We start from the raw sequence: 23,737 nt of genomic DNA, 5'->3' as shown, positions 1-23,737 counted from the left end.
GGGGCAGCCATTCGGCACTCCGGACTGCTGTCACTTCAGATAGACGTTGCCGGTGATCGCAGGTCAGGCACGGTGGCCCCGAGTGCGGCATGGTCGTCGGCAACGGCACGGAGACGAGAAGCCAGGGCGTCCGGGCCGAGCGACGCCAGTGCCCACAGGGAACTGAGTTGGCGTGCGGTCGACCAGATGCCGGTAGCCGGGGGCCGGAAGGCAGCCACGGTGATGTTCCTGGCAGCGAACGGGACGGGGTCGAGATACGTCATGCCGCCGGTCCCGCACAGGTACGCGTGGGCACCCGTCGCGGCGGCCAGGTCGGCGAGCCGAAGGGAGCGGCCTGGCCTGGCGGACAGGAGGCTGCTCCTGAGGATCTGTCCCCGCCAGCCGAGCAGGTCGAGCAGCACGCGGGTGGAGGTCTCCGCGACCACCACGGTCCGCCCGGTGGCGAAGGCGTCCAATACCGGGTCCAGGGCCTGGGCGAGAGAAGGCCAGTGCGGGCTGGCTCCGAAGTTCTGCCGCAGCATTCCCGCGGTCCTTCGACGGGCGAGTTCAGCGTCGTCGATCAGCGCGTCTCGGATGAGAGTGGATCGCCCGCTCGGGAGGTGGGTGGGAATGGAGAGCCACTGCTGGCGGTCTGGTGCGTCGATGGCGGCGAGGCGCGCTCGGTGCTGGTAGTCGCGGCGGGTGAACTGCACATCGTCCAGGACGATCCAGTAGTCCGCCGCGAACAGCTTGGCCAGCGTCGTCAGCCTCGGGAACAGATTGGGCTGGTGGATCGCGCACAGCCCGCCGGGAGCAGGCTGCTCACGAGGAGATGAGGCGGCTGGTGAAGCCGGAGCGAATGAGAGATTCGTACGCTGCATGTACGTCCTCGGGGACTTCTTGCTCGATGGCGAATCCGAGCTTCGGATACTCGATGACCCGCTGGAGGTCGCCGGCGAGCATGTCCAGAACGAGCTTCTCGTCCCCGATGCTCTTCAGATAGTCGTCGAACTCCAGCGGCTCCGACGCGCAGAGAAACTCGATGTCGGGCCACAGCTTGCGGGCGGTCGCGAACGATCGCCGTTCCATGTACGGCTTGGAGACCAGCAGCACCGTCGTCGGATGGATGCCGGAGGCGGCGAGGACCTCACGGGAGAGGATGATGTTCTGTCCGGTGTTGGCCGCGTGGGGCTCCAGCAGAATGGCGTCGGCGGGGACACCGAGGTCGATGGCGTGCTCACGGAAGTGGACTGCCTCCCCGCGAGGGAAGACCTTGGCGGTGGTGGGGCTGTTGCCGCCGGTGAACACCAGGGTCTGGAACAGCCTGGCGCGGTACAGCTCGGCGGAGCGGGTTGCGACGCCGAGGTCGTGGCTGCCCAGTCCGATTGCCACGTCGACGGGGCGCAGCTCGTGCTGCATCTGGTGGTAGTCCCAGATCAGCTTGGCCTGGTGCCACTGGTCCTCGGTAATGCCCTGATGGTCGTTGCGCACGCGTTCTCCCTGGTCACCGTTGCCGGGGGCCGGTCGGCCCCTCGCTCATGGCCTTGACGCCCTCGATGCTGCGCAGTTGGTGCACGAGTCCGTACTGCGCGGCCACCTTGGCGGCCTGGTCGAGGACGACGATTCCATCATCCTGGGTCGCCGTATCGGAGAGCAGGATGTGGCCGTGAGCGGTGTCCAGACGTACGCGTTGCATTGGTGAGTCGGTCGTTCCGCTGCTCCGGGCGATGTCGATGAAGTGCAGGGCTTGAGAGAGATCGCCGGCGCCGCGGCGGGCCAGAGCGAGCTTCTGGTGGGCCACCGACCAGTCGTCCGGTTCGGTTAGATCTTCGAACTCGCGGGTCGCTGCCTGCATGACGCGGGTCGCGTAGTCATGCTCGCCGTCCTTGCTCAGCGCCGTCCCCACCCACAGCCTTGCGCGAGCCCGGTCGCGGCGAGAGAGCCGGTCGTCGACGGCGAGAGTCTCGTAGTTGCGGGCGGCGACTTCCAGCTTGCCGGACATCTCGGTGACGACTGCGAGCGACAGATCGAGCTGGGCGACGCGGCGAGGGATGTCGAGCTGGGTGAAGACCGTCCGGGCACCGGCGTAGGAATGCTGGGCCGAGAGCGGGCCCAGGACAACGCCTTGGTCGCGTTTGAGGTCACCAAGTAAGGCCGTGGAGCGGGCAAAGAGGTACAGGCCCTTCTCGTCCAGTTCATGGGCCTTGAACCGGCTCAGCCACCGAGTGAGAAGGCTGTCGGCAAAGGCGAAGTTCTGCCGGGACAGGGAGACCACGACCCGGTCGAGGTCATCGGCCCATGACTCGTACTCCCACGCCCTGGGGCCGGACGCGACGACACGTCTGCCGACAGTCGCGACGGCGTCGGCCATCTCCGACAGGAGTGTCTCGAAGCGCAGGTGGGCCGCGGCGTCCGCTCGTCCGAGGGCGGTGTCGAGGATGGCCTGGGTATCGGGCCTCGGCTCGGTGGCGGCGAGCTTGCTCTCCCACTTGGACACGGTCGCGACCGCCAGGCCCAGACGCTCGGCGTAGGCCCGCACGCTCAGCCGCAGGGCGAGCCGTAATGCCTTGGCCTCAAGCCCGGTCCAGCGGTGCACGGTGGCCACGCGTCACTCCCTTCCACCAGCCATCGAAGCAGACGCGACGATGCGGCGGGACGGAAGTGGAACGGAAGTAGAACAGGCGGTGATTTCCGGCGAGTTGGTCCGACGCCATGCTCGGAACGTCACCACGTGTCGAGCCTTTGGAGGGTCCCAAGCATGGAACCCCTCACGGAACATCGCCTGGTCAGCGGCCCGGTCGTCTACGGTTTCCTGCGACTGGTACGCGTACCCCGAGCACGGCAGGAAGCACTGGTCGCCTCGCTGATCGAGTACTGCCGTAGCCACGAGCTGCAGCTGTCCAGCCTCTTCACCGACCGCGACACTGCTGGACCAGCGTCAGCGGCGTTCACCGGCCTCCTCGACGTGCTGGCGCTGCCGGACGTCTACGGCGTCGTCGCCCCCGCCATGTCGCACCTGGGCCCGAAAGCCATAGCAGCCGAACGCGGGCGGCAGATCGAATCGGCCGGTGCCCGGCTGCTGCTGGTCCGGCGCCCGCGTCCCGCCCATTCGACCGCCCCTCGAAGCGGCCCCGTCCACCGTCCGCACTCCAGCACCACTCGCGTCGTGGATGCCGAGTCATGAGGACCATCGCGATGACCAAGACGATCCAGAGGTTCTTCGAGTCCCGGCCCGAATCGGTCGGCCAGGCGCGGACTTTCACCACCGAGGCCCTGACCGGCTGGGGTCTGCTGGACCGAGGCGAAGACGTCCGACTCTGCGTCTCCGAACTCGCCACCAACGCCATGCTCCACGGGACCGCCCCCGGCCACGGCTTTCTGGTCAGACTCGACGCCGACGACGAGGTCGTACGCCTGGAAGTGCACGACAGCCGCCGCCTACACCCCCACCCCCGTCGGCCTTGCGACACGGACACCGCCGGCCGCGGGCTGCTCCTGGTGACCGCGCTTGCCGACGGCTGGGGCGTGGAGGACCGCACCCCGTTCGGGAAGATCGTCTGGTCGTGCTTCAAAGCCCCCGGCGGGACGACGTCATGAACGTCACGCTCACCCCACCCGGCCCTGACCTGCGCCTCCTGGTGTCGCTCGCCGCCTGGACCTGGCAGGGTCCCGGACCAGACGGCCGCGAGATCGCACACATCCTGATCACGCACACCACGGCCCTGACTGACGGCAGCACCGCCGTGACGGCCGAGGACCGAATGCGGCGACTGTCCGCGTGCCTCGGCGGCCTGACCGGAGCACGTGAGGTCATCCCGGAGCTGGGGCCGTGCTTACGACTCGTCGGCGATCACGTGCTGCTGCACATCCCCGGGGCCTCTCGCCGGCTGCGGCTACCCACCCGCCGTCCCTGGACCGAACTGGTCACCCGCACCGGCGAGGCGATCCTCCTGCTCGGTCTCGATCCGCTGCCACAGTCCGCAGGTTCCGCTCGCCTCGACGCCTACCTGGACGCCGCGCTCGCAGTCGACCGATTGCTTTTCGGGCGCGTCCAACTCCCGCCGTCGGCCGCGCGCGCTGACGTCTGCTCGACCTGCGGCGGCAGCGGAACCGACCCGATCTCGGGGCGCGCATGCCCGGACTGCTCCCTCCACTGCCGACTCGAACCGTGAAAGGCACGCCATGCACCAGCTCATTGCCGCCCCGTTCCTCGACGGCCACCTTTTGCTGCACCCCGGAGCGCGATCCGGGGCCCGTATCCCGGCCACCCACTACGAGCAACTCCACGCCGCCGACGGCGCGCAGCCCTTGCCCGATTGGGCGGTCGACCTGGCGGCCGATGCCTGGGGCCTCGACGTTGCTGGCGCCCCGACGAAGGACACGGTCCTGATCCGCGAGCCGTCCGCGTATGGATACTGCCGCGCCTCCTGGGAGATCAACCTCGGATGCAACTTTGGCTGCAAGCACTGCTACCTCGGCGAACGCCCCTTCTCCGGCCTCACCTGGGAGAACAAGGTCAAGCTCCTGGACATCATGCGTGAGGCCGGTGTCATCTGGCTCCAGATCACCGGCGGCGAACCGACCATGGACCCGCACTTCCAGAACGCCTACCGGTACGCCTGGCTGGCCGGAATGATGCTCACGATCTCCACGAACGGCTCCCTGCTCTTCCGCCCCGACCTGCTCCAACTCTTCCGGGAATGCCCGCCGTATCGCCTCGTCGTCAGCATGTACGGCGCGAGCGAGGAGTCCTTCGACGCACTCACCCAGCGGCGCGGAGCCTGGAAGGCGTTCCGGCGCGGCATGGACGCCGCCCGTGCCGCCGGGCTGCCGCTGCGCATCAACATCGTGGTCACCGAGGACAACGCGAGCGAAGCCGACGAGATGGCCGCGCTCGCACGGGAGTGGGGCGTGGAGCACCACGCGTACACCAACATGACCCCGACGATCTACGGCGGCGGCGAACCGCTCCTCGCGCAGTCCGCGGACCACCTCCGCCAGCGCAAGCCGTTCGCCGGATGCAACGCCGGCCACACCTTCTTCCACGCCGACCCGCACGCCAAGATCTCGATCTGCAAGGTCGGCCGCGACGACCAGATCGACCTCATGGCCGAAGGCATCGAAGGACTGCGACGGCTCGGCACGTTCGCCGACCGTCTGATGCTTCGCACCGGAGGGTGCGAGGGCTGCGCCCTGTCCGGCACATGCCGGGTCTGCCGCCCCCTGGCCAAGCACTACCAGGAGGCGAAGGCGCCGCTGCACAGCTACTGCCAGCACGGAGACACAGAGAAAGAGAAGGTGACCCCATGACGCCCGGACCCGTACCGGTGCAGATGCTGACAAGCCCGCCCCGCAATGCCCGCCGCTCGGCGCCCCCGGTGGCCTCGGCCGCCGTGACGCTCGTCGCGGACCTGGACGACGTCGTCGAGAGCGCCGAGTGCTCCTGCGACGCCGGCGACGACAACCCCCACTAATCCCGGACCGCCCGATGCGCTCCGGCCCGTCCCACCGACGGGCCGGAGCACCCTCACGTACAGCGCTAAGGTGCCCGCATGCTCTTCCGCTGGGACTGGCTCCGCCCCGTGCTCACCGCACCGGTCGTGCCCACCCTCGGACCCGTCCACCCGCACGCCCTGACCGTGGACCTTTTCGAAGCCACCCTCGTCGCGGCCGCAACTGAGCGCCACTTCCTGCCGTACGACAAGGATCGCCGCTGGGGCACGGAGAAGCAGGAGGCCGTCCTCCTCAATGACGTGGTGCACCACCCCAACCACACGCTCATTCCCACCTTGTTGACCCGTGGCCGGGGAGCGGTGAAGGTCTTCGCCTATGGTCACCGGGGCGACATCCTGGACCAGGCCACCGAACTCGCAGCCAAACTCGCGACCGTCCACGGATCAGCCTCTGCCCGGGTCGTTCGGCCGCTGGGTCCGGAGACACCGCATCCTCGTGGTGTCCGGATCCAGCTTCAGGACTTCACAGTGCGGCACTGTCCCGCCTCTGTCGGCCCCGTTCGCCACCTCGACGACTGGTCCGCCCAGATCCGTGGCACCTTCACCACCTTCGCCCAGACCATGGCGGCCGACGGCTTCGTCTTCCTTGACCGTCAGATGAAGGCCAAGAGATGCGGGCCGGTCCTTGTCGCCGTGCTCGAGGGCCGTGTTGTCGGTGCCATCGGCCCCTTGGAGATCCGTTCCGATCCCACGGGAGTCGCCCAGCTCATGCCGCAGTACTTCGCCGTGTGCCCTGAGGCTCGCGGGCAGGGTCTCGGTCGGCATTTGTGGCGTGCCGCCATGCATTGGGGTGAGACGCACGGCGCGGCCTACCAGCTCCTCCAGACAAAGGTCGGCGGCGCCTCGGACCACCTATGCCGTGCTGAAGGGCTCACCACGCTGGGCTTCGTGCACACGAGCGCGGTGTGAATCTGCTTGGCTCAGTCCCCATGCGTTGCAGGTCTGGCGAGGCTACCGCCTACCTCGGAGACCTCTGCTCCGCGCAGTATGGATCTCCACGAGGCGGACCTCCATCTCGACGAGACGGGCATCAACATGTACAGGAGTGGGACCATGGCGGGTCATTTTCTGGGAAGATGACGCAGCCATTGTGAGCGCCGCACCCTGCTGAGTCCTGCAGGGTGCATGTAGTCCGAGGAGCACGAGCGTGACAGACCAGCTTGAAGCTGTCGAAGCAGAGACCGCTTTGGTATCGGCAGACTCGGACCGGCTAGTCGATTACATCTCCGGCCGAGATATTGCAGCTACTCCCGAGGAGCGGGAGGCGGTTCAGCCGTTTGCCAAGGCACTCGTGGAGGACTACGGATATCCGAAGAGTCACATTCGTACCCGGCCACAGTGGCATGTGAAGTCTAGCCCCTCGGATACCCGGCGCTCCTATCCGGTAGATATCGCGGTATTTGATTCTGCAACACACGCAGATGAAGCGCTGAAAATTGTTGTCGAGTGCAAGAAGAAGAAGCGCAAAGACGGCAGGGATCAGCTTGAAGATTACATGCGCCTGTCGCGCGCAGAGCTAGGGGTTTGGTTCAACGGGGATGAGCGTCTCTTTCTTCGAAAGATCGAACGTCGAGGCACTGTAAGTTTCGAGAGGATTCCGAACCTCCCCCGCTATGGGGAGCGGGTTGAAGACATTGGTCTTTATGCGCGGGAATCATTGAGGCCAACCCATAATCTCCGTTCTACATTCCGCGCCGTTCGCAACTATCTGGCGGCTAATGCTGTTGGCATGACGCGCGATGAGGCTCTTGCGCAGCAGATCATCAATGTGATCTTTTGTAAGATCTACGATGAGCGCTTCACTGCTCCCAAGGAAAAAGTTCGTCTGCGTGCTGGCATTGACGAGAATGACGCTGACGTAGCGCAGCGAGTTCGAGATCTATTTACCGAGGTTGTTCAGCGTTACGATGACGTTTTTGATGAGGGAGATTCCATCTCTCTCGATGATGCGTCTCTCGCGTATGTCATAGGAGAGCTTCAGCCGTACTCACTCATGGATTCTGACCGCGACGCTGTGGCAGATGCCTTTGAAACGTTCATCGGCCCCTCGCTAAAGGGCGCTCAAGGGCAGTTCTTCACACCACGGAATGTCGTGCAGTTGGTCGCCGAAATGGTCCAACTCACAAAGAAAGATAAGGTCGTCGACCCTGCGTGCGGCTCTGGCGGCTTCCTCGTTGAGTCACTTCGCCGAATGTGGGTAGAGGTCGAGAACGAGGCTAAGCGCCTCCACTGGCCGTCTCGTGAACTCGACGCCGATAAGCAAAACGTCGCGATCCGCAACATTCGCGGAATCGATAAGGACTCATTCCTCGCCAAAGTTGCAAAGGCTTATATGGCGGTACTTGGGGACGGGCGTGGCGGTGTCTTCTGTGAGAACTCGCTAGCGCCTTCTGATCAGTGGCATGCAAAATGCGCTGAGGAAGTGCGGGATGGATATTTTGACGCCATTCTAACTAATCCACCGTTTGGTAAGAAGCTTAAGGTTTCTGACGCTGGCACCCTGCGTAACTACAGCCTGGCGCACAAGTGGAAGCTGGAAGCCGGTGAGTATCAGCAGACTGCAAAGCTGAGCGATGGACAGGCTCCGCAGATCCTATTCATCGAGAAGTGTCTCAACCTGCTTAAGCCTGGCGGACGTATGGGAATCGTCATCCCAGAGTCTATGCTCTGCAACCCTTCGCATCGTTTCATCGTGTCTTATATCCTTTCTCGCGCAATGATTCGCGCAGTCATTACGATGCCGGAAGAGCTTTTCCAGCCTTATACGCACGCCAAGACGGCCGTGGTTCTCATTGAAAAGAATCCTCAAGTAGGCTCGCGACCCGAGGACTATCCGGTCTTTATGGCGCTGGCGAAGTGGTGCGGTCATGACTCGCGAGGTCACGAGATCCCGCACGATGATCTTCCTGAAATCACCTCTCGGCTTAGGCGATTTAATGAAGAAGAGCCTCTCGAGTTCGACCACCTAGGCTTCACCGTAAACGCAAGCGAGATTCAGGAGAATATTTACCTCCCCAAGTACTACAACCCCGAGCTCAAGCAACGGCTGGATGCGCTGTCTGACACTCATGAGCTGATCACACTCGGCGATTTGGCCGACGAGGGCGTGATTGAGGTCGGTACTGGTCACGAGGTGGGCAAGCTGGCTTATGGCACCGGTACCATTCCTTTTATTCGCACGTCGGATATTGCGAATTGGGAAATCAAGGGTGACCCCAAGCATGGCGTAAGCGAAGGAATCTATAAAACCTATAACGACCGGCAGAACGTAGAGGTCGACGATATTCTCATGGTGCGCGATGGTACTTACCTCGTAGGTACGTGCGCTATCGTCACGAAATTGGATTCCAAGATCCTCTATCAGAGTCACATCCTGAAGTTCAAGTCGCGTGATCACGAGCGAATGAATCCGAAGCTGCTTCTCGCTCTGTTCTCTTCGCCCATTGTCAAGGAACAGATCTGGGCAAAGAGATTTACTCAGGACATCATCGACACTCTGGGTGGTCGCTGGCGAGAGTTGGTTCTCCCTATCCCCAATAAATCCAGTGACAGGGAAGATATTGTCAACTCCGTCACCAGCGCCGTCGATGGGCGAACGCAGGCAAAGCTTGCCGCTCGGAAGGCCGTCATGATGGTCGCCCCGCACGGTTCACTGGACCCGGATGTAGATTACGATTTTCTCGTCATCGGCCGGTCCTGAGGTAGAGAGGAGCGGAGGTTTTTAGTCGTTGACACTATCTGCAATAGTGTCAATTCGCGCGCTATCTCTTCCGCTAAAAGCTGGCGTGTCATCTCAGTTTCATCTGGTGGTCCGCCGATGACTTCGGCGGACCACCGTGTCGCCCTATCTTGTGGCGGCCAGGCCACCACGTCGGCAGCGGTCGGCACAGCTCGGTTGGTTGTTGCTTCCAGAGGCACTCCGACCACAGCTCACCCCGGAGCCGGGCCAAGGGGGCGATGCCTTCTACGGGGCGCGCTTCTGGCGGCAATGGAGACTGGCGGGTCTGCGGTCGTCAGGTGGTCTGATTGCGTGAGCGCTGCGTGAGCGGACTGGGTGGTACGGGCGCGGGCCAGGCGGCATATTGGTTACGGCCTCAAGCCTCTGATCAGCCGAAAGGGGATCCGGTGGCGCTGTCCAGCACCGCCCGTCACGATCATGCAGGCCCTCGTAATGCGTAGGTCTCGGGTTCGAATCCCGAAGGCGGCTCCGCTTAAGCCTCAGGACTCACTCGCCGTGACCTGGGGCTTTTGCTTTTTCCGCGGCCGGTGACGGGCCTTCGGCAACGGGCCCCGTCCGTCGCGACAGGCCCGCCCGCCGCCTCCGCCTCATTCGCGGGCGCCCACCAGCTCCACCGGTCGTGTGCGCAGGGCCGCGAGGGCGGGCAGTACGGCGGCGACGGTGGCCAGTGCCGCGCAGGCGGTCAGTACCGTGCCGAGGGCCGGCCAGGGGACGGCGAGCGGGGAACTCACCGAGAGCAGGGACAGGGCGGCCTTCACACCCAGCAGGTTCAGGCCCGCCACCGCCGCTCCCAGGAGCGCGCCCACGGTGACCACCAGCAGGGTCTCGGCCGCCACCAGTCGCAGGACCTGGGGCTTCGTGGCTCCGGTGAGGCGGAGTGCCGCCAGGTCCCTTGCCCGGTCCGAGGTGGCCATGACCAGGGTGTTCGCGAGGGCGATGCCCGTGTACAGCAGGGCGATGCCCAGGATGAGCAGCAGGCCCGCGCGGGTGTTGCCGCCGGTGTGCGGGTGGTGCGCCGCGACCCAGGCGTCCGCCGTCAGGACCCGGGTGTCCGTGTCGCGTCCGGCCTTCTCCAGGAGGGTGCGTACGGCCGAGGCGTCCGCGTCGTCCCGGAGGGTGATTCCGACGCGGTCGACGGGGGCGCCGGACGCGTTCGCCGGGGTCACGTACACCCCGTTGCTTCCGGTTCCGGTCCGCAGCACGGCCGCGATCCTGAGGGAGGCCTCGCGGCCGTCGCCCAGCCAGACGTGGACGCGTTCGCCGACCGTGTGTGTCTCCCATTCCTCGTTGACGACGATGGAGTCGTCGTCCAGACGGTCCAGGCTCCCGGCCACGAGGGGCAGGTGCGTGGTCGCGGCGAGTGCGGCCGGTTCCGCCGCCCTCGCCTCCGAGGAGATGAGCGCGGTGCCCTCCTCCAGGACGGTGATCCCGGTGGTGCTGGAGGCGCCGGTCACCGTGCCGGGGATGTTCCTCACGCGCTGGAGGAAGCGCGGGTCGAGCGGGCCGTCGCCGCCCGCGATGTAGTCGGCGCCGGACGAAACCGCCGCCACCTCGCTGGACTTGGCCTCGGCGAGCGTGGCCACGGTGCCCAGGAGCGAGCCCGCCAGAGCGACGGTGATCAGGACGGGTGCGGCGACGGCCGAGGTGCGCCGGATGGCGGCCGACGCGTTCTCCCGGGCCAACAGGCCGATGGCGCCCGGAAGCCGGGCGGGCAGCCGGCCGAGCAGGCGGGTGAGCGGGCGGGCGAGCAGAGGCGCGAGCAGCGCGAAGCCGACGATGAGCCACATCGGCTGAAGGATGTACGTCTTCCGCTTGAGTACGTCCCCGGGGTCGGTCAGCAGGGACCAGCCGAGCAGCCCGAGACCGGTCAGCAGGACGGCGGCTCCCAGCAGGACACGGCTCAAGGGCATCCGGCCCTCGTCCACGGCCGCGTCGCGGAGCGCCTCCACGGGCCGGATGCCGCCCGCCCGGTGGGAGGCCGCCGCCACGCCGGCGAGTGCCACGACCAGGCCCGTCCAGAAGGCGGTGTGCAGGGGCCAGGTCGCGTCGCCGACGGCGAACCACGCGGGGGCGAAGCCCTGGTCGACGAGCTCTGCCGCCAGCAGGGGCGCGGCTGCCCGGCCCAGCAGACAGCCGGCGGCGGAGGCAAGTACGCCGATCACGAGCGCCTCGGCGACGACCGTGCGCCGCACCTGGCCCGGGGTGGCGCCCGCCGTGCGGAGCAGGCCGAACTCCCTTCTGCGCTGGGCGACGGCGTAGGAGAACGTCGAGGCGACGACGAAGACCGAGACGAAGCCGGTGATGCCCGCCGCCGTGCCGAGCATGGCGTTGACCGCGGTCAGCGCCTCGCTGTCCCGGTCGGGATCGGGGTCGGCCCGGTGCCGGCTGTCGCCGGTCAGGACGCTCATCCCGGGGACCGGCGAGGTCAGGGCCCGTACGGCGTCGGCGTCGGCGTGCACGGCCACCGCGTCGACGGCCGGGTGGATACGGGCCGCCTCCGCGTCGCTGAAGAACACCGCCGTCTCGAAGCCCGCGTCCGCCACGGTGCCGACGACCGTCCGGGTCCCCGTCCCCGAGGGAGTGCCGGGGGTCGTGATCCGGACCCGGTCGCCGGTGCGCAACCGCGAGCCGGTGCTGCCCGTTTCCCTGCCGTCGCCGGCGGTCGTGCCCGCCGTCACCACGATCTCGTCGGACGCGCCCGGAGCGCGGCCCGATACGAGGCGGTACGGGGTGGCGGAAGAGATCGACCAGGGGTGCCCGACGGCCGTCCCGCCGGGCAGGTCCACGCGGAACGCACGGTCCTCGGCGGTACGCCCCAGGGCCGCGAGCCGGGCGGCGAGGTCCGCCGGGACGGGACGGGGATCGGTGAGCCGGGCCGTACGCTCCCCGACGGGCGTGGCGACCCGCAGGGTGTCAGACGGTGCCACCACGACGGGCGCGGCGGCGAAGCGTTCCGGCGTGCGCTCCGGCGCGTCGAACGTGGCCGCCAGAGCCAGACCCGTCATGGCGATCAGCCCGACGCCCAGGGCGAGCGCGACGAACGAGCCGATGAAGGTGACCCAGCGGGTCCGCATCGAGGACAGGGCGGACGTCAGCACGGGACCACCGCCAGGGCGGTCATGCGCGCCGCGATCTGCTCGGCGGCCGGGTCGCGCAGCTCGTCCCGTATCGATCCGTCGGCCAGGAACACCACCCGGTCCGCGTAGGAGGCCGCCACCGGGTCGTGCGTCACCATGATCACGGTCTGGCCGCCGTCGGCCATCGACCGCAGCAGCTCCAGCACCTCCCGGCCCGTACGGGAGTCGAGTGCTCCGGTCGGCTCGTCACCGAAGAGCACCTCGGGCCGGGTGACCAACGCGCGGGCCAGGGCCACGCGTTGCTGCTGGCCCCCGGACAGCTCGGTGGGCCGGTGACCGGCCCGGGACCCCAGGCCGACCCGCTCCAGCACCTCGCGCACCTCCGCGCGCCGGGGGCCGCGTCCCGCCAGGCGGAGCGGCAGCGCCACGTTCTGCTCGGCGGTGAGGGCGGGCAGCAGATTGAAGGCCTGGAAGACGAATCCGATCCGCTCGCGGCGCAGCAGTGTCAGCCTGCGCTCGCTGAGGCGTGTGAGGTCGGTGTCGCCGAGGAACACCCGGCCGGAGGTGGGCCGGTCGAGCCCGGCCGTGCACTGGAGGAGCGTCGACTTCCCCGAGCCGGACGGCCCCATGATCGCGGTGAAGGAGCCCTGGGGGATGGCAAGGCTGACGCCGTCGAGGGCGGTGACCGCTTCCGGGCCCTTGCCGAAGGACCTGGTGACGGTGGAGAGGCGTACGGCTGAGGGTGGCTGATTCATGGCCACCACTCAACCGGCGGCGCCCCGCGCCCACATCGCAGCGAGGAGGAGTCCTCAGGGTGGAGCTACCTCCACCCCCGTCCCCCCGCCCACTGGGTGGTGGTCCCCGGCCCGGGCTGTCTACCGTGCGGGCCATGAGCCCTCTCACCCTGCGGCAGGCCCTCGTGCGCCGCCGATATCTCCTCGGCGGCTGGCCGTGGCGCGCGGCGCTGTACCTGCTGAGCAGCGTCCCGGCCGGGCTGGCCGTCCTCGTGGCCGTGCTGCTGCTGGCGACTGTCGGCGGCGCCCTCACCCTCGTACTCGTCGGTCTGCCGCTCCTGTTGACGCTCGCTCTGATCGGCGTCCCGGTGGCGGCCGTGGAGCGGCGCAGGCTGCGGCTGATCGACCCCGGGCCCCTCGGCGATCCGCACAGGGCCCCGGAGCGCGCGGGGCTGACGGCGTGGCTGCGGACCCGGCTGCGGGAGCAGGCCACCTGGCGGGAGTTCGGTTACGCGCTGCTGTTCGCCGTGGTGCTCTGGCCCCTGGAAGGGCTCCTCGCCGGAGGCGTACTGGCCCTCTGCGGCGGGCTGTTGGCCACGCCGCTGGTCATGGCGGCCGTGACCGGAGGGGAGGAGGTGCGGGTGCTGAAGCTCTATCTGGCCGAGTCGTATCCGGGGGCCTTCGCCGCCGCGCTGCTCGGGCTCGCGCTGCTGCCGCTGTCCGCCTATCCGCTCGGATGGGCCGCGGTGGCGCGCGCGGCGCTGACCAGGGCGCTGCTGTCGCCCGACACCGGTGGAGTCGACGCCCGTATCCAGGAGTTGGGACGCTCCCGGATGAGGCTGGTGGACGCCTTCGAGGCGGAGCGCCGCCGGATCGAACGCGATCTGCACGACGGGGCGCAGCAGCGGCTCGTCGCCCTCTCCATGACGCTCGGTCTGGCCCGGCTGGAGAGCCCGGCCGAGCCGCTGGGCGGCCTCCTGGCCAAGGCGCACGAGGAGGCGGGCGAGGCCCTCGTGGAGATCAGGGAACTCATCCGGGGCATCCACCCCCAGGTGCTCACCGACCGCGGCCTGGCCGCGGCGGTCGAGGACATAGCCGACCGCTCCGCCGTGCCGGTCGACGTGGAGCTGGACCTGCCGGAACGGCTTCCGCAACCGGTCGAGACCGCCGTGTACTTCGCCGTCTGCGAGGCGCTCGCCAATGTGGCGAAGCACAGCGGGGCGGGCCGGGCGCGGGTCACGGGCCGGGTGGACGGTGCGCGGCTGACCGTCGAGGTACGGGACGACGGGGACGGCGGTGCGGCGACGGCCGGAGGCACCGGGCTCCAGGGGGTCGCCGACCGGCTCTCCGTGCTGGACGGCCGGCTGCTACTGTCCAGCCCGCCCGGCGGGCCGACCGTGCTCCGGCTCGACGTGCCCAGGGTCCCTGCTCATCTGGTCGAATGAGGGATTGATGCTGCGCATCGTGCTGGCCGAGGACAGCGTGCTCCTGAGGGAGGGCCTCGTCGGCCTGCTGGAGAGGTTCGGTCACCAGGTGGTCGCGGGTGTCGGCAGCGCCGAGGAGCTCACCGCCGCCGTGGCCGAACACGGCCCGGACATCGTGGTGACGGACGTACGGATGCCGCCCGGCTTCTCCGACGAGGGGCTACGGGCGGCCGTCGCCCTGCGCGAGGCCCGGCCAGGGCTGCCCGTCCTGGTCCTCAGCCAGTACGTCCAGCGGGCGTACGCCGAGGAGTTGCTCGACTCCTGCGACGGTACGGGCGTGGGCTATCTGCTCAAGGAACGCGTCGGGAAGGTCGAGGAGTTCGTCGACGCGCTCCGGCGGGTCGCCGAAGGGGGCACCGTCGTCGACCCGGAGGTGGTGCGCCAGCTGCTCAGGCATCGCCGCGATCCGCTGTCGCGGCTGACGGCGCGCGAGCAGGAGGTGCTGGCCCTGATGGCGGAGGGCCGGTCGAACGCCTCCGTCGCCGAGGCGCTGACGGTCAGCGAGGGCACGGTCAGCAAGCACTTCGGCTCGATCCTCACCAAGCTCGACCTCTCGCTGACGGACGCGACGAACCGCCGGGTGCTCGCCGTGCTGGCGTATCTGCGGAAGTGAACGGGCCGGGCTGCCGGGCCGGCCGCACCAGGTGTGCTCCCCGGGTGCGGGCCGCCGGGCCGCCCGTATCCGGGAGCGGACCCACCGGGTGCGGGCCGCCCGTATCCGGGAGTGGACCCACCACCGGACCGGACGCCGGAGCGGCAGTCAGCCCGCCAGTGACGCGACCAGCTCCGCCGCCTCCTCCAGCACCGCCCTCTCCCGTTCCGTGAGCCCGGGATCGGCCGCCCGCAGGGCGGTGACCCGGTCGAGGGAGGCCGCGGGTACACCGCCGTCGTCGGCGAACTCCGAGAGCAGCGCCGCCAGGAGGTCCCGCACCTGAGCCCCGGAGGCGGACGAGAGGGCGAGGGACACCTGCGCCAGGATCAGCGAGGACATGGCCCGGTCCAGCGCCGGCGGTCCCTCGGAGGCCGTCAGCCAGTCGATCACCATGGCGCCCTCCGCAGCCAGGATCACGTTCTCCGGGTGCAGGTCCAGGTGCACGATCCGGTCGTCGGGGTCCTGGGAGAGCCGCGCGGGGATCGCGTGCAGCTCCCGCAGCAGCCGTGCCAGCAGGTCCGCCCCCTCGGCCACGGTGACCGTGCCCTCCGTCAGCGCGTCCGCCAGGGTCGGCCCGGTCAGCCGCTGCATCACCAGGTCCGTGCGCCGCGCCGCCTTCACGGGCGGTCCGATGCGGGGGACCGGGAAGCCCGAGGCCGAGAGGTACGACATGACCGCCAGTTCCCCGGTGGTGTCGATGTCGTCGCGGTAGCGGCGAAGGACCCAGGTGCCGTCGACCGCGTACACGTCGGCGGTGCGTCCCGAGCCCAGGAGTGGGCCTATATGCATGGAGGGAAACCTACCCGCGCGGTTCCGCGCGGGGGAGTCACCAGCGCATGTGGACGTCCTCGGCCCAGCCCAGGAGCTGGTCCACGGCGATCTCGTCGCCCTCGTCGGTGCGGATCCGGCCGATGTAGTGGCCGAAGCACTGGTCGGTCCGGTTGGCGATCAGCCCGGCGTCCGTGTGGACGGACCGGTTGTGGAAGGGGGTGAACGTCAGGTCCACCTGGCCGGAGGAGGGCGCCCGGATGGTCCACGGGGCCAGCGGGTCCGAGGTGGACCACCGCCAGTCGAGCTCCTCGCCGATCTTGGTGAGCCGGCCGTCGACGCAGAGGGCGTTCTCGGTGGACCCGGTGCCCTCGGTCCAGCGCCCGCCGAACTGGAGGCCGACCGTGTGCCCGCCCGTACGCCCCGACGCGGCGCCCCAGTTCCAGTCGACGCTCCGCGGCCAGCGTCCCCGGCCGTGGTCCAGCACCGCCCAGGCGTCCTGCGCCTTGCCGCCGAACGTCAGGATCTCGCGGCCGATCCGCACCCGGCCGGTGGCGGGGAGCGCGGTGTGCTTGGAGGTGTACTGGAAGCGCTGGTCGCTCCAGGGCACGACCACCGACAGCGACTCGTGGTCCTCCGGCCGTGCCACCAGGATGTCGACCTCCAACGGCAGCCGGTCCGGGGTCAGGCAGCGGGCCCGCAGCCTCGTACCGGCGTTCTCGTCGCGGATCTCCAGGCGGACCTTGCCGCCCGTCGGCCGTGCGGGGCCGACCACCACGTCCTCGGAGCCCGGCGCCCCGGCGACGGTGTCGGGGAGATGCACGCCCCGGGCGGCGGGGACGATCGACGAGCACTCGAACTCGCGTCCTCCGGGGCCGAATTCGAGAACGTAGACCGAGTTCAGTGCCAGGAAGTCGAGGTCGCTCACGGTCAGCGCCACCAGATGCGTGGGAGTGGTCACGCACCAGTACTCCCACCGCTTGGTCCGCCCCCAGCCGCGCAGGTTCGAGCGGTGCAGCGGCTGCCTGGACCAGCCGACCGCCGCCGGATTCAGGGTGCCGTCCGGCAGGCAGAGGTCGACAGGCTCGGTGATCTCGTGCTCGTGCGTCGCCATGGCCGGAGCCTATAGCCGTGCGGTGCCCGGCCGGGGGACGGCCCGGGGCGTGCCGGGTGAGCCTCCCTGACCTGGGCGGAAGCGGCTCCGGACGGCCTCATGGGACCTCCCATAACGCGGCGGTAGGGGACGGACGGGATCTCCTGCGCCGGGGCCGGGCGCGGCTACGTTCTCGGCAGTTCCCCACCCCCGCCGGGCCTCGCTCCCAGCGAGCCCGCGCAGTTCGACGCCCCCCGAACACAAGGAGAGTGACGTGGAGACCACCATGCTGCGCAGACGCGCCTTCGCCGCGGGAGCAGCCGCCGTGGCGGTGGGCGCGCTGGCCCTCGCAGGACTGACCGGTGTCGCATCGGCCGGCCAGGCGGCCGGCACCGCACCTGCCGCCGAACAGCTCTCACCGGGGCTGATCGAGGCCATGCGGCGCGACCTCGGCCTCGACCCCGGCGAGGCCCGCGCCCGGATAGCCGGCGAGTACCGTGCGGCGGCCGTCGCGGCGGCGCTGGAGAAGTCGCTCGGTGCGGACTTCGCCGGAGCCCGGGTGAGCGGCGACTCGGCGGTGCTCACCGTCGCCACCACCGACCGGGCCGACATCGCCCGGATCACCGGCGCCGGAGCCCGCGCCGAGGTCGTCGGTCACAGCCTGGACCGCCTCGAAGCCGCCAAGGCGTCCCTGGACGCGGTGGCACGGAAGAAGGCCCCGGAGGACGTGCCCTCCTGGTACGTCGACATCAGCGCCAACCGCCTCGTGGTGAACGCCTCCCGCACCGGCGCCGCCGACGGCCTCCTCGCCGCCGCCGGTGTTCCCCGTGAACTGGTACGGGTCGACCGCTCGGCCGAACAGCCCCGCGCCTACGCCGATCTGCGCGGCGGCGACGCGTACTACATGAACGGATCGGGCCGCTGCTCCATCGGGTTCCCCGTCAAGCGCGGCACGCAGAACGGCTTCGTCACCGCCGGGCACTGCGGGACCCCGGGTGTCACCACGACCGGCGTCAACCAGCAGGCGCAGGGCTCCTTCCAGGGCTCCACCTTCCCCGGCCGGGACTACGCCTGGGTCGCCACCAATGCCAACTGGACGCCGAGGGCCCTGGTCAACGGGTACGGCAACGGCGATGTGACGGTCGCCGGTTCGACCCAGGCGGTGGTCGGGTCCTCGGTCTGCCGCTCCGGTTCCACGACGGGCTGGCACTGCGGCACGATCCAGCAGCACGGCAGCAGCGTCACCTACCCCGAGGGCACCATCACCGGCGTGACCCGCACCAGCGTCTGCGCCGAACCCGGGGACTCCGGAGGCTCGTTCATCTCGGGCAGCCAGGCGCAGGGCGTCACCTCGGGCGGCTCCGGGAACTGCTCCCAGGGCGGTACGACGTACTACCAGCCGGTCAACCCGGCGCTGGCCGCCTACGGACTGACCCTCGTCACCAGCGGTACCCCGACCGACCCGCCCACCGATCCGACGGACCCGCCGACCGAGCCGGGCGGGACCTGGGCCGCGGGGACCACGTACGCCGCGGGTGCGGTGGTGACGTACGGCGGCGCGAGCTACCGCTGCCTCCAGGGCCACCAGGCACAGGCCGGCTGGCAGCCGCCGAACGTGCCGGCGCTCTGGCAGCGGATCTGACGCGCCTCCCCGCGCCCGGCAGTCCCAGGAGACGGCAGCAGTCCCCAGCAGACCGAGGAACCCCCAGCAGACCGAGGAATCAGCCATGACCGAGAGTTCAGCCGTGCCCCCGGAGCCCTCCGCCGGCACCCCGCCCCGTACCTCCGAGGCCAGTGCGCCCGGCCGTCCCGTCAGCCGTAAGAACCTTCTGCGGGCCGCGGTCGCGGCGAGTGCCGTGCCCCTGATCGCGGGCGGGGGCATCGCCCTGGCCCGCGACACCGGTCACGGCGGTGCGCCCCTGGCCCTCACACCGGCCTGCGACGACGGGGACGACCCGACGCCGGAGCAGATGGAGGGCCCGTACTTCAAACCGGCCTCACCGCTCAGGACCAGCCTGGTGACCCCGGGCACCCCCGGCACACCGCTGACCGTCAGCGGCTATGTGTTCGGCAGGGCCTGCAAGCCCCTGCCGGGGGTGCTGCTCGACTTCTGGCAGGCGGACGCCTCGGGGGCGTACGACATGAGCGGGTTCGCCTTCCGCGGCCACCAGTTCACCGACGCGGGCGGTGCCTTCACGCTCACCACGGTGGTGGCGGGGCTGTACCCCGGGCGGACGCGCCACATCCATGTGAAGGCGCAGGCGCCCGGACACCCCGTGCTGACCACACAGCTCTACTTCCCCGGCGAACCGCGCAACGCGACCGACGCCCTCTACGATCCGGCGCTGCTGATGAACGTCCGTACCGCCGGGTCCGGGCGGCAGGGCACCTTCGACTTCGTGCTCGACGTCGCCCAGCAGCCGGACCCCACCGACCCCACCACTCCGCCGGCCGGAGGTACCTGGGCGGCGGGCACGTCCTACCGGGCCGGTGACCGGGTGACCTACCAAGGTGCCTCCTACCGCTGTCTCCAGGCGCACTCGGCGATCGCCGGGTGGGAACCGCCGCTGGTCCCCGCGCTGTGGGAGCGCGGGTAGACGCGGGCACGCGGCGGCGCCCGGACCGGGAGGCCCTCCCGGTCCGGGCATCCGGCCGCCGGCCCGGGGACGCCCGGACCGGCGGCCGGCCTACTTGGCGTCCGAATAGCGCTCCACGACCGCCGTGCTGAACGGAAACCGCACCGGCGTCTCCCCGAACGCGACCCGCCCCGCCAGCTCACCCGCCTCCCGGATCGCCTCCACCACCGAAGGCGCCTCCTCGGCCGGGCAGTGCACGATCACCTCGTCGTGCTGGAAGAACACCAGCTCCGCCCGCATCCCCCCGGCCGCCAGCGTCCGCCGCAGTGCCGCGAGCAGCAGCAGCGCCCAGTCCGCCGCGCTGCCCTGGACCACGAAATTGCGGGTGAACCGGCCCCGCGCCCGGGCGTTCGACGAGGCGTAGCCCGGGGTGAATCCGGAGGTGTCGGCGCCCTCCCCGGCGGCGGGCTCCTCGCTCTCCTGGGGGATGCCCGCCTCGCCCGCCTCCTCCGCGCCGACGGCGGGCGGGCTCGTCCGGCCCAGCCAGGTGCGGACGAGCCGGCCCTCCTCGCCGGCCTTCGCCGCGTCGTCGACGTACGCCACGGCATGCGGGAATCTCCGGCGCAGCGCCGCCAGGTTCTTCAGGCCGTCGCCGGAGGTCTGCCCGTAGATCGCGCCGAGGAGCGCGAGCTTGGCGTGGTCGCGGTCGCCGTGGAACGCCCGGTCGGACAGGGCCTTGTAGAGGTCGCCGTCGTGTCCGGCCACCTCCATCAGCCCCCGGTCGCGGGAGATCGCGGCCAGCACACGCGGCTCCATCTGGTCGGCATCCGCCACGACCAGCCGCCAGCCCTGGTCGGCGACGACCGCCTGGCGTATCACCTTGGGGATCTGGAGCGCCCCGCCGCCATTGGTCGTCCAGCGCCCGCTGACCGTGCCTCCCGGCTGGTACTCGGGGCGGAAGCGGCCCTCGCGCACCCAGTCCTGGAGCCAGCTCCAGCCGTGGGCCGTCCACACGCGGTACAGCTTCTTGTAGCGGACGAGGGGCTCCACCGCCGGGTGGTCGAGCTCCTCCAGCTCCCAGCGGCGGGTCGACTTCACCCTGATCCCGGCCTGCGCGAACGCCTTGATGACGTCCGCCGGCAGATCCGGCCGGACCCGTCTGCCGAAGGCCGCCGAGACCTCGTCGGCGGCCTCGGCGAGCCGGCGGGGCTCGCCGCCACCGGCGTAACGCTCGCCGAGCAGGTCGCTGAGCACCTCGCGGTGCACATCGGCCCGCCAGGGCAGGCCCGCTCCGTTCATCTCGGCGGCGACCAGCATGCCGGCCGATTCGGCGGCCGTGAGCAGCAGCATCCGGTCCGGGTGCTCCGCCAGGCCGTGGCGGCGCAGCTGCTCCGCGTACACCTCGAGGAGCGCGTCGAACGGCAGGTCGGTGCCGGAGCGGGGCTCGAAGAGGGAGGACTGGGAGCCGGGCTCGGCCGCGCGGGCCGGCGGATCGGGCGGCACCGGGGCGTTGCGCAGGCGGGCCCAGGCCGCAGCGGCCGAGCGGGGCTCCCCGAGCCGTCCCTCGTGGCCGAGGAGCAGCAGCTCGGCGCACTCGATGTCGTAGCACCGCTCGACGCGGACGCCCGCCGCGAGCAGCCGGGGATAGATCCCGGAGGTCGAGCGCCAGACCCAGCGGAACACCTCGGGGCGGGAGCGGACGGACTCCACCAGGTCGGGCTCGGACAGGACGGGACCGGCGGGCAGGCCGTCGCGGGTCAGCGGCACGAGGAGCGCGCCGCCGGCCTCCGCACTGGCCAGAGCCCAACGTTCGGTCATGGGCCGAGTCTCGCACCCGGCACTGACAGCGGCCCCGCTCACCGGGCGGGCGCGCCCGGCTGCCGCGAGGATCGGAGTGCGGGGCGCGCGGCGCGCACCGGAACGCGGCGAGGACGACGCGGAGGAGACGGTGATGGAAGCGATCGTGTACGAGGAGTTCGGCGGCCCCGGTGTGCTGCACCGGGCCCAGGTCGACGACGTCCACGCCGGACCCGGGCAGATCCGGGTGGCGGTCAGGGCGGCCGGGGTCAATCCGGTCGACTACAAGATCCGCAACGGCTGGATGGAGGCGGCGTTCCCCACGCCGCTGCCCGCCACACCCGGCAGCGAGTTCGCGGGGGTCGTCGACGAGACGGGCGAGGGCGTCACGGAGTTCGCGGTCGGCGACGAGGTCCTCGGCCGGAGTACGACCGGCGCCTACGCGGAGTACGTCCTCGCCGACGTGGGCTCCGTGGCGCCCAAGCCGGAGGCCCTGGGCTGGGCCGAGGCCGCCGCGCTGCCGGTCGCGACGGCGACCGCCGCCCGGGTGCTCGACGAACTGGCGGTGGCCGAGGGCGAGACGCTCCTGCTGCACGGGGCGTCCGGAGCCGTCGGTTCCGCCGCCGTCCAGCTGGCCACGGCCAGGGGCGCGACCGTCGTCGGGACCGCGTCACCGGCCAACCACGACTATCTGCGGGTGCTCGGCGCGGTGCCCGTGGCCTACGGGCACGGGCTGGTGGCACGGGTGCGGGAAGCCGCGCCGCAGGGCGTGGACGCGGTGTTCGACGCCGCGGGAAAGGGCGCCCTGGAGGACTCCGTGGAGCTGCGCGGCGGTACCCCCGACCGGATCTCCACCATCGCCGACCCGGACGCGGCCCGCTACGGCGTGGCGTTCTCGGCGGGCGGCGGGGAGAGCCCCGACGAGGGCGGACGGCTCGCGGAGTACGCGGACCTGGCGGCCGTGGGCGGCCTGCGCATCCCGGTGGAACGGACGTTCGCACTCCGCGAGGCGGCGAAGGCCCAGGAGCTGAGCGAGGCCGGACACGTGCGCGGCAAGCTCGTCCTGCTCCCCGGGGAGCACTGACCCGCCGGCGGCCGCCTACCCTGGCCCGATGGAATCGGTGACCGACCGGGCGTGTGCCGCGGCCCTGTACTCGGAAGGCGACGCGGGCCTGGACGCCGGTGCCTCCCTCCTCGCGGCCGACCCGTCCGCCGACGCGGAGCTGCACCGCAGGGGCGAGGAGTTCGTCCGGCGGGCCTGGGCGCGAGGCTGGCAGCCCGCCGATGTCGTGCGGACCGTCCGGCGCGAGCTGGACGAGCCCGCGTCCGCGCTCGCCGCCGCGCTGATCACGGCGGAGACCGCGGGCTACGCGACCCTCCCTCCGCGCTGGGCGGATCAGCTGGCCGCGCTGCCCGCGCCGGCCCCGCGCAACCGGCCCGACCGCTTCACGTACGCCTCCGCACTCCTGGAGCTGTACCGGCTGCTGCTGCGGCTCCCCGTGATCGAACCGGTCGGGCCGCCGCCCGGCACGGCCGCCGACGCCCCGCACCGGCCGCCCGCCCCCGGCGAACCCCGCATGCTCACCAGGATCCGGGCGCTGCTCGCCAAGGCGGAGGCGACCGGTTTCCCCGAGGAGGCCGAGGCGCTCACCACCAAGGCCCAGGAGCTGATGGCCCGGCACAGCATCGACGAGGCGCTCATCGCCGCCCGTACGCACGGCGCCGGCACGCCGGGTGCCGTCAGGATCGGGGTGGAGGCGCCCTACGAGAGCGCGAAGGCGGTCCTGCTCGACTCCGTGGCCTCGGCCAACCGGTGCCGCGCCGTGTGGAACAGCGATCTCGGTTTCACCACGGTCGTGGGCTTCGAGCCCGACCTGGAGGCCGTCGAGCTGCTCTTCACCTCCCTGCTGGTGCAGGGCACGGCCGCGATGACGAAGGCGGAGGCCGGACAGAGGGCGGGCGGGCGCAAGCGGACCAAGACCTTCAGGCAGTCCTTCCTGATGGCGTACGCCCAGCGCCTGGGCAGCCGTCTCGCGGCGGACACCGCCCGGGTCACCGCCGAGGCGGGAGCGGAGGGCCCGTCCGGAGGCAGCGGCTCCGGAGCCCTGCTGCCGGTCCTGGCGGCCCGGGACGTGGCGGTGACCGACACGGCGGAGCGGATGTTCCCGCGGACCACCACGACCCGGCTGCGCGGGGCCACGGACGCCGAGGGCTGGACCCATGGCACCGCCGCGGCGGACCGGGCCAGGATGGGCGACGGAAAGCCGGGAATCAGCCGTTAGATTCAGCGGTGCGGCACAAGTCGGACTTGTCGGAGAATCCGGC

21 protein-coding genes are annotated in these 23,737 nt (G+C 70.2%); 13 read left to right on the top strand and 8 right to left on the bottom strand.

Going from position 1 to position 23,737, the window contains the following annotated elements; translation table 11 throughout:
* Window positions 1-35: 35 nt before the first annotated feature.
* The 3 genes from AMK10_RS25410 to AMK10_RS25400 are packed head-to-tail and all read right to left on the bottom strand — an operon-like array spanning window position 36 to window position 2,584.
* The gene (locus AMK10_RS25410; protein ID WP_079180874.1) at window positions 36-860 is read right to left on the bottom strand and encodes a WbqC family protein; all 825 of its coding nucleotides are present in this window, start codon (window positions 858-860) and stop codon (window positions 36-38) included.
* A complete protein-coding gene (locus tag AMK10_RS25405) occupies window positions 802-1,470 on the bottom strand; it encodes a YdcF family protein (protein WP_073750284.1) in 669 nt (222 codons plus the stop codon). The genes AMK10_RS25410 and AMK10_RS25405 overlap by 59 nt, the downstream gene beginning before the upstream one ends.
* Before the next feature lie 13 nt (window positions 1,471-1,483).
* The gene (locus AMK10_RS25400; protein WP_073750283.1) at window positions 1,484-2,584 is read right to left on the bottom strand and encodes a helix-turn-helix domain-containing protein; all 1,101 of its coding nucleotides are present in this window, start codon (window positions 2,582-2,584) and stop codon (window positions 1,484-1,486) included.
* Window positions 2,585-2,737: 153 nt separating this feature from the next.
* On the opposite strand from AMK10_RS25400, the gene AMK10_RS25395 reads away from it, so the two are divergent.
* From AMK10_RS25395 to AMK10_RS25370, 7 genes are all read left to right on the top strand, one after another.
* On the top strand, window positions 2,738-3,163 hold the full coding sequence (locus AMK10_RS25395; RefSeq protein WP_073750282.1) for a hypothetical protein: 426 nt from the start codon (window positions 2,738-2,740) through the stop codon (window positions 3,161-3,163).
* Window positions 3,164-3,174: 11 nt separating this feature from the next.
* On the top strand, window positions 3,175-3,576 hold the full coding sequence (locus AMK10_RS25390; RefSeq protein ID WP_073750992.1) for an ATP-binding protein: 402 nt from the start codon (window positions 3,175-3,177) through the stop codon (window positions 3,574-3,576).
* Window positions 3,573-4,151, top strand: coding sequence for a hypothetical protein (locus AMK10_RS25385; RefSeq protein ID WP_073750281.1), 579 nt, complete (start codon window positions 3,573-3,575; stop codon window positions 4,149-4,151). The genes AMK10_RS25390 and AMK10_RS25385 overlap by 4 nt, the downstream gene beginning before the upstream one ends.
* Before the next feature lie 10 nt (window positions 4,152-4,161).
* Complete coding sequence (locus tag AMK10_RS25380; RefSeq protein WP_073750280.1) at window positions 4,162-5,289, top strand: radical SAM protein; 1,128 nt, start codon at window positions 4,162-4,164, stop codon at window positions 5,287-5,289.
* On the top strand, window positions 5,286-5,453 hold the full coding sequence (locus AMK10_RS37760; RefSeq protein ID WP_198959788.1) for a hypothetical protein: 168 nt from the start codon (window positions 5,286-5,288) through the stop codon (window positions 5,451-5,453). Before AMK10_RS25380 ends, AMK10_RS37760 begins: the two co-directional genes overlap by 4 nt.
* A gap of 78 nt (window positions 5,454-5,531) precedes the next feature.
* Window positions 5,532-6,401: a GNAT family N-acetyltransferase gene (locus AMK10_RS25375; RefSeq protein ID WP_073750279.1), complete on the top strand. Its 870-nt coding sequence runs from the start codon at window positions 5,532-5,534 to the stop codon at window positions 6,399-6,401.
* A 238-nt stretch (window positions 6,402-6,639) separates the two neighbouring features.
* Window positions 6,640-9,192, top strand: coding sequence for an N-6 DNA methylase (locus AMK10_RS25370; RefSeq protein ID WP_073750278.1), 2,553 nt, complete (start codon window positions 6,640-6,642; stop codon window positions 9,190-9,192).
* 626 nt (window positions 9,193-9,818) lie between these two features.
* Here the strand turns inward: AMK10_RS25370 and AMK10_RS25365 are convergent.
* Both AMK10_RS25365 and AMK10_RS25360 read right to left on the bottom strand, forming a co-directional pair.
* A complete protein-coding gene (locus tag AMK10_RS25365) occupies window positions 9,819-12,329 on the bottom strand; it encodes an ABC transporter permease (protein WP_073750277.1) in 2,511 nt (836 codons plus the stop codon).
* Window positions 12,323-13,063, bottom strand: coding sequence for an ABC transporter ATP-binding protein (locus tag AMK10_RS25360; protein WP_073750276.1), 741 nt, complete (start codon window positions 13,061-13,063; stop codon window positions 12,323-12,325). The genes AMK10_RS25365 and AMK10_RS25360 overlap by 7 nt, the downstream gene beginning before the upstream one ends.
* 134 nt (window positions 13,064-13,197) lie before the next feature.
* Here AMK10_RS25360 and AMK10_RS25355 point away from each other — a divergent pair, with 134 nt between their 5' ends.
* Both AMK10_RS25355 and AMK10_RS25350 read left to right on the top strand, forming a co-directional pair.
* Window positions 13,198-14,487 (top strand): sensor histidine kinase, encoded by a 1,290-nt coding sequence (locus AMK10_RS25355; RefSeq protein ID WP_073750275.1) that lies wholly within the window; start codon window positions 13,198-13,200, stop codon window positions 14,485-14,487.
* 7 nt (window positions 14,488-14,494) lie between these two features.
* On the top strand, window positions 14,495-15,139 hold the full coding sequence (locus AMK10_RS25350) for a response regulator transcription factor (RefSeq protein ID WP_073750274.1): 645 nt from the start codon (window positions 14,495-14,497) through the stop codon (window positions 15,137-15,139).
* Window positions 15,140-15,286: 147 nt separating this feature from the next.
* Here the strand turns inward: AMK10_RS25350 and AMK10_RS25345 are convergent, their stop codons facing one another.
* On the bottom strand, window positions 15,287-15,967 hold the full coding sequence (locus tag AMK10_RS25345; protein WP_073750273.1) for a phosphotransferase: 681 nt from the start codon (window positions 15,965-15,967) through the stop codon (window positions 15,287-15,289).
* A 37-nt stretch (window positions 15,968-16,004) separates the two neighbouring features.
* Window positions 16,005-17,060, bottom strand: a complete 1,056-nt coding sequence (locus tag AMK10_RS25340; protein ID WP_073750272.1) for a DUF2804 domain-containing protein — start codon at window positions 17,058-17,060, stop codon at window positions 16,005-16,007.
* 253 nt (window positions 17,061-17,313) lie between these two features.
* Between AMK10_RS25340 and AMK10_RS25335 the strand changes: the two genes are divergently transcribed.
* Together AMK10_RS25335 and AMK10_RS25330 are read left to right on the top strand one after the other, a co-directional pair.
* The gene (locus tag AMK10_RS25335; protein ID WP_198959787.1) at window positions 17,314-18,681 is read left to right on the top strand and encodes a carbohydrate-binding protein; all 1,368 of its coding nucleotides are present in this window, start codon (window positions 17,314-17,316) and stop codon (window positions 18,679-18,681) included.
* Between the two features lie 85 nt (window positions 18,682-18,766).
* Complete coding sequence (locus tag AMK10_RS25330) at window positions 18,767-19,636, top strand: dioxygenase family protein (RefSeq protein ID WP_073750271.1); 870 nt, start codon at window positions 18,767-18,769, stop codon at window positions 19,634-19,636.
* Window positions 19,637-19,726: 90 nt separating this feature from the next.
* Here AMK10_RS25330 and AMK10_RS25325 read toward each other — a convergent pair whose 3' ends face one another.
* Window positions 19,727-21,433, bottom strand: coding sequence for a bifunctional 3'-5' exonuclease/DNA polymerase (locus AMK10_RS25325; RefSeq protein ID WP_073750270.1), 1,707 nt, complete (start codon window positions 21,431-21,433; stop codon window positions 19,727-19,729).
* A gap of 133 nt (window positions 21,434-21,566) precedes the next feature.
* On the opposite strand from AMK10_RS25325, the gene AMK10_RS25320 reads away from it, so the two are divergent.
* Window positions 21,567-22,496 (top strand): NADP-dependent oxidoreductase, encoded by a 930-nt coding sequence (locus AMK10_RS25320; RefSeq protein WP_073750988.1) that lies wholly within the window; start codon window positions 21,567-21,569, stop codon window positions 22,494-22,496.
* A gap of 28 nt (window positions 22,497-22,524) precedes the next feature.
* Entirely contained in the window at window positions 22,525-23,694 is a 1,170-nt protein-coding gene (locus AMK10_RS25315; RefSeq protein ID WP_073750269.1) for a DUF2786 domain-containing protein, read from the top strand.
* Window positions 23,695-23,737 lie beyond the last annotated feature (43 nt).

Origin of the sequence: Streptomyces sp. CB02058, assembly GCF_001905505.1 — a bacterium.
In the GTDB taxonomy this organism is placed as follows: domain Bacteria; phylum Actinomycetota; class Actinomycetes; order Streptomycetales; family Streptomycetaceae; genus Streptomyces.
This window is presented reverse-complemented; position numbering and strand designations above follow the sequence as displayed.

Bases quoted from the DNA above. Each gene is read 5' to 3' on its own strand.
- AMK10_RS25340 (WP_073750272.1), bottom strand. From the start codon at position 17,060: ATGGCGACGCACGAGCACGAGATCACCGAGCCTGTCGACCTCTGCCTG.
- AMK10_RS25360 (WP_073750276.1), bottom strand. From the start codon at position 13,063: ATGAATCAGCCACCCTCAGCCGTACGCCTCTCCACCGTCACCAGGTCC.
- AMK10_RS25380 (WP_073750280.1), top strand. From the start codon at position 4,162: ATGCACCAGCTCATTGCCGCCCCGTTCCTCGACGGCCACCTTTTGCTG.
- AMK10_RS25385 (WP_073750281.1), top strand. From the start codon at position 3,573: ATGAACGTCACGCTCACCCCACCCGGCCCTGACCTGCGCCTCCTGGTG.
- AMK10_RS25315 (WP_073750269.1), top strand. From the start codon at position 22,525: ATGGAATCGGTGACCGACCGGGCGTGTGCCGCGGCCCTGTACTCGGAA.
- AMK10_RS25390 (WP_073750992.1), top strand. From the start codon at position 3,175: ATGACCAAGACGATCCAGAGGTTCTTCGAGTCCCGGCCCGAATCGGTC.
- AMK10_RS25325 (WP_073750270.1), bottom strand. From the start codon at position 21,433: ATGACCGAACGTTGGGCTCTGGCCAGTGCGGAGGCCGGCGGCGCGCTC.
- AMK10_RS25345 (WP_073750273.1), bottom strand. From the start codon at position 15,967: ATGCATATAGGCCCACTCCTGGGCTCGGGACGCACCGCCGACGTGTAC.
- AMK10_RS25355 (WP_073750275.1), top strand. From the start codon at position 13,198: ATGAGCCCTCTCACCCTGCGGCAGGCCCTCGTGCGCCGCCGATATCTC.
- AMK10_RS25395 (WP_073750282.1), top strand. From the start codon at position 2,738: ATGGAACCCCTCACGGAACATCGCCTGGTCAGCGGCCCGGTCGTCTAC.
- AMK10_RS25350 (WP_073750274.1), top strand. From the start codon at position 14,495: ATGCTGCGCATCGTGCTGGCCGAGGACAGCGTGCTCCTGAGGGAGGGC.
- AMK10_RS25320 (WP_073750988.1), top strand. From the start codon at position 21,567: ATGGAAGCGATCGTGTACGAGGAGTTCGGCGGCCCCGGTGTGCTGCAC.
- AMK10_RS37760 (WP_198959788.1), top strand. From the start codon at position 5,286: ATGACGCCCGGACCCGTACCGGTGCAGATGCTGACAAGCCCGCCCCGC.
- AMK10_RS25410 (WP_079180874.1), bottom strand. From the start codon at position 860: ATGCAGCGTACGAATCTCTCATTCGCTCCGGCTTCACCAGCCGCCTCA.
- AMK10_RS25375 (WP_073750279.1), top strand. From the start codon at position 5,532: ATGCTCTTCCGCTGGGACTGGCTCCGCCCCGTGCTCACCGCACCGGTC.
- AMK10_RS25330 (WP_073750271.1), top strand. From the start codon at position 18,767: ATGACCGAGAGTTCAGCCGTGCCCCCGGAGCCCTCCGCCGGCACCCCG.